Here is a 15,349-nt window from a genome sequence, read left to right as displayed (position 1 = left end):
ATTCGGAGATAAAATAAGAGGAAAAGTGTCGAATCATCGTGCGAAGCGGGACCATGCATCCAGAATAAACTTTACAGTTCCATGATAAAGGGAGTGATGGATGATGTTATCGAACGACTCGTATAGCTTGATCGATTCGACGAGCGGAACGGCAGCCATGAATGTTGAATCCTCCAATAGAATGAGTGAAAGTTCATCTTTATTGTCCAGGCTCATCTCACCAAGTATGCATTATGTGCAATATTTCAAGACAGCGGCAACCGGAATTGTTAACTTCTTGAAATCTACATACAGAGTGCAAGAAGCGGCAAAAAAATTGATGCTGCGGAATAATCCATTATTCGAAGCAAGAACGGTGGAAACCTCGGACAGCAGTCTGGTTATTGCAATGGCATCGGCTGGAGCTGCAAGGCAAACCTATGATGTGAAGTTGAAAGCGATTGCGACTTCTCAAAGGAACAGCGGAACCCTATTGTCTGGAGCAAGTGCGTCCGTCGTAAGCCAAGGGATAAATGAATTCACCCTTACCCTTGGCGGCAAGACGACCAAGCTATCGGTGGTGATCGCTGAGCACGATACGAATGATCAAGCGTTGAGCAAGCTGCAAGAGGCGATCAATGCAGCAAAGACAGGGATCACTGCAACGATGGTCCCAGATGCGGATACGGGCCACCTGAAGCTAGAGTTATGCAGTGACCACACCGGAACGGATCAGGCTTTCGAAGTTGAAGACGTTATCGGCAATGCGATGTCAGCAACAGGCGTACGGAATGCAACCCAAATTGCGTCCAACGCCTCATACAGCGTGAACGGCGGTGCAATTCAAACGTCTCAGTCGAACACGATTGAGCTGGAGAAGGACAAAGTGACGGCAACACTCCTGGCTCCATCGATGGAAGCGGTGAGGATTCAGGTTAATCCGGATGCCGATAAAATCATCTCACAAGTGAGTGAGTTGATATCGAGTTACAATGCCATGGTGGGTCGTCTGACAGAAGCTGGCGGGATCTTGAACCCCTCTATCCGAAAAAGCTTGGACTTCTTAGTCGATTCCCCGACCTATGAGCAACTCGGTCTCTATCGTGACGGCGACGGCTTACTCCAGTTGGATGAAGAACAGTTTAAGAAGAATTTGAGCTTGAATTTCGATCAAACTACGCGAGCAATTAGCAGTCATGTCGGCCTGGCTTACCGTCTAGCCTTAGCTATGGAAAGATTCAATACCGTGCCGGCCAGCAGCCTGATGAACCAAACGGCTCGTCAGTTACAACAATTCGCGATCTACCAGTCCTCGATTCAAATCACGATGCCAACCTACGGAAGCGGTTTGTTTGTGAATATGCTGTTTTAGCCATGGATTATTCATCGGGTCAACCAGAATTGGTTGGCCTTTTTTGGCATCAGGTATAATGGTTCTAGGCGGATTGGGGGAGGGAGCATTCTGTGTTCGCGGATATCCAAGGTTACGAAACGTTCAAAAAAATCGATCTGATCACCAAAGGCTGGTCGAGCGACCAAAAATACTATATCGAAACCGTCACCAACGAGAGATGGCTGCTGCGCATCGCAGATATTTCCCAGTACGACCACAAGAAACATGAATTTGAAATGATGAAAAGATTAGCCGAAAGCGGGGTGCCCATGTCGCGGCCTGTAGATTTTGGGGTATGCAACAACGGCCAGAGTGTCTATTCCCTCTCGACCTGGTGTGACGGCGAAGATGCGCAAGCGGTATTGCCGAAGCTGACGGACACGATGCAATACCATCTTGGCGTGACAGCCGGGCAAATCTTAAGGCAAATTCACAGTATCCCTGCCCCGGTGGATCAAGAACCGTGGGAATCCTTTTTTAATCGAAAAGTAGACCGGAAAATCAAGCAATATCAAGACTGCGGTGTAACAATGGAAGGCGATGAGCAGCTCATCTCTTATATTGAAGCAAATCGGCACTACCTTAGCGAGCGGCCGCAGTGCTTTCAGCATGGTGATTATCATGTGGGGAATATGATCATCTCGCCCGAGGGGGAGCTGTGGATCATTGATTTTAATCGCTGGGATTATGGGGATCCGTGGGAAGAGTTTAACCGTATTGTTTGGAGCGCTAAGGTGAGCCCGCATTTTGCGACGGGGCAGATTCGCGGTTATTTTCATGGGAATCCTCCGGACGAATTCTTTAAGCTATTGGGTCTCTATATCGGCAACAATGCGTTGTCTTCGATTCCTTGGGCGATCCCTTTTGGTGAAGCGGAAGTCGCCGTGATGCAGCAACAGGCCCGGGATGTCTTAACGTGGTTTGACGGGATGAGGAACCCGGTGCCGGCTTGGTACTTGTCCGATTTTATATCCAGTATATAGATGGGATTCCGTACAAGTTGAAGTGTGGGTGAAGAATTTGCGGCGATTGATTTTTATGATGGCTGTGCCCTATATGACTTTGCTGCTCCTCGCGCTTGTCTCCGGAGGAGTTTACGCTGGGTGCGGTTATCGATGAGGTCTCGTTAAGAGCTGTGAGTGAGGATCGGAGCAAGCGTCAGCAATCCCTTGTGGAGTTGAAACGGGAGTGGGATGCGGCGTGTTTGAAGTGAATAGAACCATTATAAAATCAACAACCCTGCGAGGTTGTTGATTTTTTGTTTGATTGGATGATTCGTGGGAGAACGGTTGAACAAGGGGGATACTCGACGATCTAAGGCTGATGTATAATGATTCCATCAAAAATCTGTATAGTAGAGGTGATAGAGATGAGCGAGGAGATTTCCATCTTGCCGATTCAATGCTTCTACTCGCTCGATGATTGTACCGTTGCGGCGACGGTACTGCACCAAGAGCCTTTGATCATGAAATTCGAACGGCTGCTGACGGACGACGAATGCCAGCAGTTGATTAAGGCAGCCGCTCCCCGACTGCGAGACTCCAAACTCGTGAACAACGTGACCAGCCAAATCCGCACGAGCCGCGGGATGTTTTTCGAAGAAGAAGAGAACCCCTTTATCCATCGCATCGAAAAACGAATCTCCGCCTTGATGAACGTGCCCATCGAACACGCGGAAGGCTTGCAAATCCTCCACTACGGCCCCGGCCAAGAATACCAAGCCCACTATGACTTTTTCGGCCCGAACAGCCCTTCTGCTGAGAACAATCGGATCAGCACCCTGATCATCTACTTAAACGATGTGGAGGCAGGCGGTGAGACCGTCTTTCCCTTGCTGGATCTAGAGGTCAAACCCGAGCGCGGATCCGCCCTGTACTTCGAATACTTCTATCGTCAACAAGAACTCAACAATTTAACCTTGCACAGCAGCGTTCCCGTGGTTCGCGGTGAGAAGTGGGTTGCAACCCAGTGGATGCGGAGGCAGCGTGTGAGGGGTGGGGTTGTTTTGGGGTGATTATTCCTAATGTATGTATATTCGGTTCACCTAATTAACAAAAAGTGACCTTAATAGGTCGCTTTTTTGCGTAATGTAGGATTTCCTCTTACAAATACACTTCAACATTCTTATAATCCATTTTCATCTCATGTATATAAAAATTTGGTTAATTTTATCGGGATTTTTTTAGTTGAGTCTCTTACTTTAGTCTTCAATCGTCCAATGAAATCGACTAAATAATACAGGATATATTTCCTATAAAAGTTATTTTTTCTGTGATAATATTACTATATATGTAGTGTGGAAATTGGACCATAGTGGGTAAAATTTCATAGGAATCGTCTTGATAGAAAGATTGGAGGCTACGAGAAATGACTGATGAAGTTAACTCAATTCTTAGATTTGCTTACGAGAAAACGTCATTCATGTTGGGAAAACACTTTATAAATAAAAGTGAGTTTGTATTAAGCTATATAGATACATTAATTTATTTACTAACAAATTCAAGCAAAGAGAGAGGGATTGTCTTACATCATGGCACATCTATTCCTCTATATTTTGCAATAGCGATAACTGCATTTAAAGCCTATTTATCTGATGATAGTGATAACACTGCTTTCCTAAATGACCTAAATATAGATGATTTGGTAATATATAACGATAAAAGAGGGGTGTATAAAGGGAAAGACCCCAATGGAAATATCATAATTGTGAATAAGGATAAAGGTGGAACCCCAACTACTAATTACGTCCCCGTAACATCAGCAAATAAAATACAACCTTATTATGGTGATGGGAAGACTCTAGATGGCCGTGGTATTAGGAAAAAAAGAAACATAATAGATACAATATCAGGGTTATTTGGAATTAAAAAGCAGGAAGTTAAAAGTGTAATAACTAAAGGTGTTGTAATAGTATGTGATAGATATAAGGCTGATGAAATATTCGGACATATGACTCTGTCTATAAATGGTAAGCGAGTTAGGATGTGTGAATTGTTCGCTGCTGCATACTATACATCTAATGATGTTTATCATTACCCAGGGAATGTAGCAAAAACTGATCCTGTTATTCGATTTGTAAACAAAATATCTTTAGCAAGGGAAATGATACTAGAAGATCCTGAGATCGAGACACTTGTCATTTCCGATTTGAACTATCTTTCAAATAGCTCATCTGAACTTGCTAGTATTTATGAGCGCACCTCGCTAAAGAGTATTATTTTACTTGGAGAGATATGTAAGGGGATTAGCTCACCGCTTTTTAATGAATTAGATAATTTACAACCATTTGTATGGACTAGAGATATATTGATTAATTACGAAAACTATTACATTCAAGAAGAGCATATTCATGATGAATACATACATCCTGAAAGTAAGCAATTACGACAAATGATTAAGAATCATATAAATCTTGAAATAGAAATAGTTGAAATTAAGGAATTTTTTATAAATGAGGATTTTCGCGATTGTAAAAAAATTTTACTTCAACTTTTAAAGCAAAATGATGGATTATTATCAAAGTTAGTACAAAAGGCATATTGGTTAATAAACCTTCTCGAAAAATCTATTTTCCCTATTTCTGTAATGGAAGAAATAATCACTAAAAATCAAATAAATGCACCTTCACCAACTACAGAGTTTGCAGCCTTAGAAATGGCTGCCAATAATTATCTTGGAACAAATATAGAAACCCAATTAAAGTTCATTATTGAGGAGATTAGTGGGAAATTTTTTGAGATGCAATATACAAATCCGAAATTTGAATATTTGCTAAAAAATATTACTAATGGAATTGATCAAGGTGAAGCAGCTGTTATTTGCCCCAAAATATACTATAAAAAGATCTTTACAGAGGCTGTACCAGATCATTTAAGAAAATTAATTGAAAAAGTTGATTTTTTCACTCCTAATAATTACAGTTCTTCAAAAATTTATCAAAATGTATACGTTGTTGGTGCTTTGGATTGGTCGAATTTAAATCCGTTATTATTAAGTAATAGTGGGTCAGTAAAATTAATCTTATATCCAAACGAACTCAACAGATATCAACAAGCTAATATGTATACCCAAAGTAGACTATCTGTGTTGAGTAAAAATAACTCTCTAGTTAAAGAGAGTTCGAGTAGTAACAATAATAGTCCCGTAATACCGTTGAGTTATAAAGCTGTATCTGAAGAAATTTATATTGAGGATCAACTAGAGGCATTGTCTGAAAGCCTTTCTCTATCTTATTTGGGAGAATTGCCTGTGCCCTCTTCAAATACAGTTATTCAGCCCTTAGAGATAAAAAGGATTGCCCTTCTAGATAGTGGAGAAAGGATTTTTCTTACCAGATTTTACTCAGCATATATCTATAATATGGATAAAAAATCAGTGCAAGAAACTGATGTTTATTCACTGAGTGAGGGGGATCTACTAATATTCACTAATTATGATAGTACTACAAGGGATATCGTTGAAAAAATCATGAATATTGTTATTGAAAGTGACAATTGCAGTGAACAATTTAGAGAATCATACCGGAGGTCTCAGAGGTGGAAAAAATCACTTAGAGAGTATGTTCATAGTAGACAAATTAGCTTTAAGCAATTATCAGAGATGATGGAAAGGTTAGGTTCACCTAAACATGAAGTAACTCTTAGAACTTGGCTTGACGAGGAAAGTCATATTGTTGGACCTAGAGATATTGAGTCATACAGAATAATAGCAAAACTATTGCAAGACCCTGAGATGTTAGAAAGTCCTGAAATATATTACCAATCGAGTAGGGAAGTAAGGTCTATGAAGGTAAGGATTTTGAAATATCTTGGTAAAAATATCATAAGAACATTAAATAAAAATGAAGAAATTTATGATGATATTTTAAGCTTATTACCAATTGATTTGTCAAAGATGTCTCGAATTGTTCAAATAGAGAAAATTATTAATATCGAAAATCTGATAGTGCCACCTCATTTAGCTAATAGACCAATACAATTTTAATAATAAGGAGTGTTGAAGATGGAGGATTTGTTAACTGCAAGGACTCAATTAATAAAAGAACTAACTAAAGAGTTATTGGGACCTGGTTCTGAATATTCAATACCTGATGAGGATCATGAAATTATAACTGATTTACCTGAAATAAGATATAGCGTTGGGGTGCTTTTTCCACAAAAAAATTTAATGAATGCAGAAAATAATAATGAGGTAGTTCCTATTATACCCAGCGAAACAAATGAGGATTATGATTCTAATAAAACAGAAGTATCTATTTTAGATAACGATTCTAAGCAAGAACAAAGTTTTTTGGGGAATGTTGCTGACGATTTAGACAGTTCTTTAGATGAGGATATAAGTCTATCGATGCAAAATATGCCTTCTTCTATGGGGATCACTTTTTTTATAAATAATGAAGTGAAAGAAATTAAAGTTAATGTATCTTTTGGAACGTATAGAAAAGCATTGTTAGAGGATTGCAAGATCCCATTCCAACCGGAAGGCGAAGATCAGTATATTCTCCCGGATAAAGTAAGATTTTTAGTTGAATATGATCGTGAAAATAAATTACTCATATTAAAAAACAGATTAACTCCTAGGGAAGTTACCCAATTAAAACAGAGTGAAGAGATTCATGATGAATATTTATTTGATTGTCTTTACAGATTAAGTGACCAGTTCACAAAAGGATTTGTTAGAGTTCCACATAGTTTGCCTGTTAAAATTGATTTTTCCCAAAATGATTATTTTGAAGCAAACAAGTTAGATAATGAAGAAATAAAATGTGTAGCTCTAAGAAAGTTCACTCCTAACGGAATACAAGCAATAACAATTCTATTAGTTAACATGAATACGGGTGGATATAACGGTACAAATTCCTTCTTTCAACCTTTTATTCTCATTGATTCCAAAATGAACAATGGGCTCAAATTCGAATGTTACTCCAACCGTGAGTATTCCATCAACAGTGATTTAGAGGAAAAAGGTCTAGAACTTCTGTATCGCAATAAAAAGGTATATGCAACCGGACACGGCGTTTCTGCTGATTGGGAGGTAACTGACAGCGGGGAAGGGAAAATCTGGTCTGACTTTATGCCTACATATGAAGTGCCTCAAATGGATTTTAATATCAGAGATAAGCGAGTTAATCCTACAACATTCTCCATGAAGTTTCTATCAGATTTAGATGAAACAGATAAGACCAAGAAAATTAGTATGATGAAGGATCTTGTTGATGCCTATTCTTCTTGGATAACAGAAATTGAAGCAACAGGCTTATCTCTTGATAATAGATATAGGGAGGCTGTGAAGCATCATATTCAAGAATGTAAGGAATCTTGTGACCGAATGTACTACGGCTTGGAATTGTTAGAGAAAAACGAAATTGTCTATAATGCGTTCCAATTAGCCAATAGAGCAATGTTTATGCAACGAATTCACTCAATTTTTCAAAAAGATGATCATTACCCTAACGATGAACAACTACAGTCTAAATTGATCGAATTAGATTATTACGATAAAGACGATAAAAATCACAGATGGCGCCCGTTTCAATTGGCATTTCTTTTAATGAGTCTAAGGTCTATCGTCGAGGAAAATTGTCCTGATCGAGATATTATTGATTTGATTTGGTTTCCAACAGGTGGAGGAAAGACAGAAGCTTATTTAGGATTGACTGCATTTACAATCTTTTATCGGCGTCTTGTTCACCTATCTAGTTCTGCCGGGACTACAGTTATAATGAGATATACTCTCAGACTTCTTGCAGCGCAACAATTTCAACGGGCAAGTACTCTTATTTGTGCTTGTGAAGCAATTAGAAAGGACTGCGTGAATAAAAAATCTAAATATCCTAAGTATAAGCTTGGAAATGAAAAAATTACCATTGGTCTTTGGATTGGAGGTACTCATACTCCAAATAAAAATGAGGATGCCAAAAAATTCGTTAATGAATTATTAAAAGCTAATAGTAGTAACCTTCGAGAGATAAAAGATAAATACAATAAGTTCCAATTATTAAAATGTCCTTGGTGCGGAACAAAGCTTGTTAAAGATCACGATAAAAATGGTAAGAATTTAATTGGTAGTTGGGGCTATTTCATGAAGGATAATAAAAGATTCTCCATGTATTGCCCTCAAGAAGGTTGCGAATTTGAAGCACTGTTACCTATTCAAGTTGTGGACGAGGAACTTTACGATAATCCACCTACACTTTTATTTGGTACTGTAGACAAGTTTGCAATGTTACCTTGGAAAAGTAATGCTGGAAGCTTTTTTGCAACAGCAGATAACAACAGAACTCCAGAATTGGTTATTCAGGATGAATTACATTTAATATCTGGCCCTCTGGGAACAATGGTTGGGCTGTATGAAACGGCAATAGATGCTTTGAATAGCGCAAAAGGTGTGAAGCCTAAAATTGTAGCATCAACGGCAACAATCCGAAGAGCTAAAGATCAATGTTCAAATTTATTTAATCGTGATGTGAAACAATTCCCTGCTCCGGGAATTAACTCGGATGATTCTTTTTTTGCTAGAGAGGCTAGTATTAAAGAGAAACCTGGACGAACTTATGTTGGAATAATGCCTTCCGGAAAGACTAAAGCAATGATGGAAGTTAGGGCAATAGCTGCAATATTACAGCGAGTTCATATGATGGACCTTCCTTATGAAATTAAGGATAAATACTGGACTTTAGCGGTTTATTTTAATAGTTTACGTGATTTAAGTAAATGTTCGACACTGGTAGATGATGACGTCAAAGATTTTATAAGAAGGACTGCACAACGTTTTGGAAGTAGAAAGTTAACTAGACCTACTGGTTCAGCGTATGAATTAACTAGCAGAATTTCAACTTCACAATTAAATGAAACGCTTGAAAAGCTAGAGCAGGTAGTTTATAGCGAAGAAAATCAAAGTAACAGAAGATATCCAATAAATGTACTACTTGCAACAAATATGATATCGGTCGGTGTTGACGTTGCTAGATTGAATGTAATGTTACTTGTTGGGCAACCGAAGCTAACAAGTGAGTACATTCAAGCTTCTAGTCGCATTGGAAGAACTTATCCGGGAGTAGCTTTTGTTTTGTATGACGGTGCTAAAAGTAGAGATAGATCGCACTATGAACAATTTAGAAGTTACCATGAATCGTTCTATAAATTTGTTGAACCGACAGGTGCAACTCCCTTTTCAAAACCTGCTCGTGATCGAGCTCTTCATGCTGTTATGGTAACTCTAATGAGACATAAATATAATCTCACTTCTGACAATTCGGCTGCACATTTTCAACGAAACGATAAAGCAACGCATGAAATAGTAGAATTTATTATTTCCCGTGTAAAAGAAATCAGGGACCGTGTGGAAATTGATTTGAGGGATGAGAGCACTGTTATTATTGAGGAAATGGAGGAATTTTGGAGCGATTGGGAGGACCGGATTAGTCGTTCAACAGGGATTAATTTCTATTACGGTGATAGATATTTACTGCAAGCCCCCACTTCTGATTCAAAGCGATTGCTTAAACCATATGGGGATAATAGCTCAGATACAGCTAAGGAGACTCTAACATCAATGCGGAATGTTGATAAAAATGTTACTGCAGGTTTAATAATATGGGAGTGATATTATATGTCTAAACTTGGTAAACAAAAGGATATACAGAGATTAAATGTAGTCACTCATAGTATACGAAGTGCACAAGCAATACTTCAGTACGGTGTTGGGGCTATGGTTGATTTCCCAGACCAAACTTTAATGACAGCGGCTCCTGAATATTGGGAAAAGAAGGTTATCCGGATTCATGATGAAAGGCTGGAGAAAGCGTTAGAAGTGGACTTTTTTGGAATGCCTGGAGGTCAAGGGAAATATGATTGGGGAATTGCATATTCTCGATTCCCTGAGTGGTATTTTTGTCCAAAGTGTCGTATATTCAAACCATTAAAGCTTTGGGTTAACGAATATCTTAAAAAGGCTACTTCTAAACAAAAGGAAAACGACCCTTACATGAGAAAGCCTCGTTGCATGGAGTGCAAACAAGGATTGGTTCCAAGTCGTATTGTTGTAGCTTGTAGTAAAGGACATATTGATGATTTTCCTTGGGTGCTTTGGGCACATGGAAAAAAAGAAAGTGGAATTTGTGATAATCCCGTCCTAACTTTTGAAACAGGAGCAACTGCTTCTGCGGGACTTGAAGGAATAAATATTAAATGTAAAAACTGTAATTCTCGTGCGACTTTAAAAGGGGCATTTGACAAGGATGCACTGGATAAAATAGGTTACATATGTTCAGGACGGATGCCTTGGAAAAATCACTCTGTTGATTGTGTAGAATTTCCTAGAGCTATGCAACGCGGAGCATCATCATTATATTATCCAAAGGTTGTAAGCTCACTTGTGATTCCTCCATATTCAGATAAGATAAACGATCGTATTGTTAATTCTGTTGGTTACAGTGATATTTTGAGGATAATTAGTGATTATGAAGAAGATGAAAAAATAGATAGAATTAAGAAGAGAATAGATAAGTGGGCTGAGGAGATTACGAGGGAACTTTCTGCTGATATCACTGTGGTCAAAAACATATTATCAAGACGTCTTCTAAATAGTGATAACGGAGAGAAGCCTGATGCAAACGGAATGAACTATCGTATAGAAGAATTTGAGGCTCTTTCAGGGATGATATCAATCAATGACCTTAATGGCAACGATTTTGTAAGAGAAGAGACTAATATTGAAATGTATCCTATACCTTATATTAAAAATATATCGTTAATTCATAAAATCAGGGAGGTACGAGCATTGACTGGGTTTACTCGCTTAGACCCTCCCGACCCTTATGCACCAGAGGAAGCAATCCATGGTTTTGTCTCCTCCAAAGAGCCTCAGACAAGGTGGTACCCTGGTTATGAAGTTCGTGGGGAAGGAATATTTATCGAATTCGACAATTCGGAGATAGCGAAATGGATTGAAGGAAATAAAGAAAAAATTAGGCAGCGTGTGCGGATTATTAATAGTCATTATCAGTCTTCATATCAAGGAGAAGTTACTAGTAGAGAAATTACTCCGAAATTTATTTTATTACACACAATAGCTCACTTACTTATTAGACAGTTGAGTTTTGAATGCGGGTATACTGCTGCATCTTTAAGGGAGAGGATTTATTGTAGTGAACAGGACGATAAAATCGAAATGTCAGGTATTCTCATTTATACTGCCAGCGGTGATTCTGAAGGTACACTTGGTGGATTAGTTAGGCAAGGTTATTGGGATTGCTTTCCTAGGATATTTAGAAAAGCAATTGAATTTGGCGAATTATGTTCTAACGATCCGGTGTGTATCACTAGCAAAGGTCAAGGAAGGGATGCACTAAATCTTGCTGCCTGCCATTCTTGTGGTCTATTGCCAGAGACAAGTTGTGAAGAATTTAATGTTTTTTTAGACCGGGGTCTTGTTGTAGGAACTTTTGAAGAAAAACACTTGGGGTTTTACAGTAATTGGTTGAAAAGTTGAGATGGGTGAGTCGATGAACATGGGAGAAAACTTTACTGCGATTGATTTATTTGCAGGATGCGGAGGGTTATCTGAAGGGCTTCGTCAGGCTGGGTTTCATGTAATTGCAGCAGTTGAAGTTAATAAACAAGCGGCAGAGACATATGCTGCTAATCATAAAGAAACTTTGATATTTAATGAGGATATACGTAAGCTTGATACTAAAAAAATAAATGAATTGCTAAAAGGAGAGAGGCTATATTTATTAGCGGGGTGCCCCCCCTGTCAAGGTTTTTCCTCGATGAGAAGACTTAATCGAAGAGAACCGGTGGACGACCCTAGAAATGATTTGATTTTGGAGTATCTAAGATTTGTGAAAGAACTTAATCCACTTACCTTAATGATGGAAAATGTTCCTTCCATAATAAACTATGATCTATTTAAGTACGTTGTAAATGAGCTTGAGTTTATGGGGTATTATATTGATTATAAAGTTGTAGACGTTTCAAAATATGGCGTTCCTCAAAGAAGGAAAAGATTTGTTATGGTCGGTTCACGCATTAGTGAAATAAAAGTTTTACTAGGAAATAATGAAAGGAGAACAGTAAGAGACGTAATTGGTGGATTAGAAAGTGCTTATAATTCTTCTGATCCAGTTCACAAAATTTTTCCTAAACATATCGCAAGAATAGAAAAAATGATTAGTCAAATACCTAAGAATGGTGGAAGTAGGACGGATCTTCCTGAAGAATATACCCTGGAATGCCATAAAAAGAAGAATGTTGGATTTAAGGATGTCTACGGTAGACTGAGATGGGACGATGTTTCATCGACTATTACTGGGGGATGTTTGAATCCCTCAAAAGGGAGATTCCTTCATCCTGAGGAAAATAGATGTATATCCGCGAGAGAGGCGGCACTACTACAAACCTTTCCTTCGGACTATATATTTCCATTAAATATTCCTAAGACATCTTTGGCCCTAATGATTGGGAATGCATTACCACCGTTGTTTAGCAAGATTCAAAGCTCCAACATTTTCACTCATATTGAGGAATGTTATCTATCTAGAGTGTAGATCTTTACGTACTCTATTACTTCTTAATTCCTATACAAATGCAAAAGAACATTGTTGCTTTAATTTTAACGATGATGTGCTTTTGTTTAAGGACTTGTTAACGTCCTGGTGGGTTCACTCAGAGAGCCTTCCCAGCTGGAAATGGCGCTGAAGCTCCGTTTTTACCATATGCCACTGAAAAATATCGTCGACCACAAGTTACTGACTCAAATCGAATACATTGCAATGTGCCAGTCTCGCAAGAAGTTCCTGGGCCCAGGGAACACGGGGATCCATTGGTTTGGTCGTGTTCTGGATTGGAAGGTGGTCCGGAGAAGGGAAATCACGGAACGGCCCGCTCGGCCCGGGACGGAGGAGGAGCTGTATGTTAAGTTTACGATCGAACGGTGGGAGCGGCGGGACAAGCCTATTGCGCTGGGTGGACAAGGGATATATACCTGTCTGTACACGAGCAAGTACATGTTTGATCGAGCCAGTGAAATTGCGGAATTGAAGCTGGAGAATGAGGAAGACCTACGGGAATGGCGTGAAGCACGTCGACTTGGTAAGGTGAAGGTGCAACTGGATCACAGCGATGTGGATTTGGCAGAGAATGTGGTAGGGATTCGGGTGGAGGAATCCTAGGAACACTTCTGAAATAAATATCTTGAAGCAATGAAGCCCGCTCGTTGAGCGGGTTTTTGCTTTCAAGGTTATATGATTGAATTTACATGAATTAATCGTTTGTGGAATCGATAAACTTAACATTCTTAAGGGCATATTCCAACGCCATGTTAATGATTTCGTTCCGAGAACGATTGCTCTTCCGGGCAAGTTCATCTAATTGTTCTTGAAGGATTTTTTCAATGCGAATGGACATTGTCACAGTCTTGTCTTCCCTTGGAGTTATGATGAACTCATCATTGCTCACACGAATCACCTCACATATCAGTATAGATAGAAAGTGAGGAATTATAACATAACACAAAATGTATTTAGTAATGAATACAAATTGCAATGTAGTAATATTACATATATAATTACAAACATGATGAAACGACTGAAATGACCCTCTTGCTGCACTCATAGTATGCAGAAGCATTCGTTATTTTTGACCCTGGGGCTGTAATTCATGTTAGGAGGCATCATTTATGGAAATTATTTTAGAATCAATTCCAGGTGGAGCCTTATTCTTTGATGAATACATAACCGACTTGTTTAAAGTGAGATTTTATCTGGAAGACCAAAAAATCGTTAGTCCTATTTATGCTTATGGTCCAAACTCAGAAGGTAAGGAATTCAAAACTGAACTCTGTTTGAGCAGTTTACTACCCTATGTAGATGAAGTTAGAATTAAAAGAATTTTATTAGAGATCTTGATATCGGATACAAGATTGGAATTGAACTCCTATGAACAGGAACTAAACACAGCAAGTTCCGAAGAACTCACGAAAATATGGGAACCCCGTGATAAAAGCAAATGGTGGACACTGTTATATCTGTCAAAAAGGGAAGTTCTGCATTACAGTAAATACGATGCACAAAGGAAACTTCATAAATACGAGAAAATGCTAAGTGAATTGTCGGATGAGTTTTAGTTTCTTCACGTATTGAATGGCTTCTTAAATATATAGGGCAGGGATACGACGCCCCTCGCACCCATGAAGAGAAACCACAACCTTATGCGGTTGTGGTTTCTCACTATGCTTAGTTCATCCCATTGAACAACAGAGGAAGCAAAATCAACTGGTTAATCACATGCGTAGCGATATGTCCGAGCATGGCGTAGGCTATTCCGTGTTTCCAATACAGATAGCCAAATCCGATGCCTGGCAAGAAGTTAAGCAATAGCGTCCGGGCTACAGTAACGTTGCTTAACCCCAGCATTTGTGCAGTGGCAGGAAGATGCCCTGCGGCAAAGATCAAGGCGGCCAAGACTATTCCCACGATATAGATGCTATTGCGATCCGAGGTGTTTGTCAGTTTGCTGGCCAGCCAGATGAGGATCGACATCAGTCCGAATCGGATTAGAAGCTCCTCAATGATCCCCCCGTACAATACGCTTCCCGCAAAATAAAGCCAGGAAAATTCAAACTTCTCCGATAGTCCCAAACTTCCGGCAAACACCAGCTTCTCTGCAATGGCAATAAAACTGGCGGACAACAGTCCGATGCTCAGCGCTGCTACCATGCTGGTTCTGCTCCACACCAATGGCTTGTTCAGATTCACTTTGGGAGCCGCCCAGATCCCTGCGATTGTAGCCAGTCCGGCTAACACTGCCGTTTGAAGCATGGTGATCAGAATAAGGACTTGCTTCGACCCGAGTTGCGCCACGATTTGATCTTCCAGTTCAGGGGATAAGACAATCGTTTGTTGGGCTCCTAGCAAAGCCCCGGAGATCAAGCCTAGTACGATCGCGGCAATCACTTTTTTTGCAGATAACATTCTCT

11 protein-coding genes are annotated in these 15,349 nt (G+C 39.3%); 9 read left to right on the top strand and 2 right to left on the bottom strand.

The genetic code is table 11. The features are described from left to right. Positions 1-226 precede the first annotated feature (226 nt). From fliD to C812_RS17205, 8 genes are all read left to right on the top strand, one after another. Positions 227-1,351: a flagellar filament capping protein FliD gene (gene fliD, locus C812_RS17240; protein WP_167669331.1), complete on the top strand. Its 1,125-nt coding sequence runs from the start codon at positions 227-229 to the stop codon at positions 1,349-1,351. 92 nt (positions 1,352-1,443) lie between these two features. Beyond that, on the top strand, positions 1,444-2,355 hold the full coding sequence (locus tag C812_RS17235) for an aminoglycoside phosphotransferase family protein (RefSeq protein ID WP_016313942.1): 912 nt from the start codon (positions 1,444-1,446) through the stop codon (positions 2,353-2,355). 386 nt (positions 2,356-2,741) lie between these two features. Next, on the top strand, positions 2,742-3,386 hold the full coding sequence (locus C812_RS17230) for a 2OG-Fe(II) oxygenase (protein WP_016313941.1): 645 nt from the start codon (positions 2,742-2,744) through the stop codon (positions 3,384-3,386). 353 nt (positions 3,387-3,739) lie between these two features. After that, complete coding sequence (locus C812_RS17225) at positions 3,740-6,355, top strand: DrmE family protein (protein ID WP_016313940.1); 2,616 nt, start codon at positions 3,740-3,742, stop codon at positions 6,353-6,355. Between the two features lie 18 nt (positions 6,356-6,373). Continuing rightward, positions 6,374-9,976 (top strand): helicase-related protein, encoded by a 3,603-nt coding sequence (locus C812_RS17220; RefSeq protein ID WP_016313939.1) that lies wholly within the window; start codon positions 6,374-6,376, stop codon positions 9,974-9,976. A 6-nt stretch (positions 9,977-9,982) separates the two neighbouring features. After that, complete coding sequence (gene drmB, locus C812_RS17215; RefSeq protein ID WP_016313938.1) at positions 9,983-11,863, top strand: DUF1998 domain-containing protein; 1,881 nt, start codon at positions 9,983-9,985, stop codon at positions 11,861-11,863. 19 nt (positions 11,864-11,882) lie between these two features. Continuing rightward, positions 11,883-12,920, top strand: a complete 1,038-nt coding sequence (locus tag C812_RS17210; protein ID WP_016313937.1) for a DNA cytosine methyltransferase — start codon at positions 11,883-11,885, stop codon at positions 12,918-12,920. A gap of 168 nt (positions 12,921-13,088) precedes the next feature. Beyond that, positions 13,089-13,544, top strand: a complete 456-nt coding sequence (locus C812_RS17205) for a hypothetical protein (RefSeq protein ID WP_244268348.1) — start codon at positions 13,089-13,091, stop codon at positions 13,542-13,544. A 91-nt stretch (positions 13,545-13,635) separates the two neighbouring features. Here C812_RS17205 and C812_RS22970 read toward each other — a convergent pair whose 3' ends face one another. After that, a complete protein-coding gene (locus tag C812_RS22970; protein WP_084770855.1) occupies positions 13,636-13,779 on the bottom strand; it encodes a ribbon-helix-helix protein, CopG family in 144 nt (47 codons plus the stop codon). Positions 13,780-14,050: 271 nt separating this feature from the next. Here C812_RS22970 and C812_RS17195 point away from each other — a divergent pair, with 271 nt between their 5' ends. Further along, positions 14,051-14,497 (top strand): hypothetical protein, encoded by a 447-nt coding sequence (locus tag C812_RS17195; RefSeq protein ID WP_016313934.1) that lies wholly within the window; start codon positions 14,051-14,053, stop codon positions 14,495-14,497. Between the two features lie 109 nt (positions 14,498-14,606). Here C812_RS17195 and C812_RS17190 read toward each other — a convergent pair whose 3' ends face one another. After that, the gene (locus C812_RS17190; RefSeq protein WP_244268347.1) at positions 14,607-15,344 is read right to left on the bottom strand and encodes a CPBP family intramembrane glutamic endopeptidase; all 738 of its coding nucleotides are present in this window, start codon (positions 15,342-15,344) and stop codon (positions 14,607-14,609) included. Between the last annotated feature and the right edge of the window lie 5 nt (positions 15,345-15,349).

Origin of the sequence: Paenibacillus barengoltzii G22 (assembly GCF_000403375.2) — a bacterium.
Taxonomy (GTDB): domain Bacteria; phylum Bacillota; class Bacilli; order Paenibacillales; family Paenibacillaceae; genus Fontibacillus; species Fontibacillus barengoltzii.
This window is presented reverse-complemented; position numbering and strand designations above follow the sequence as displayed.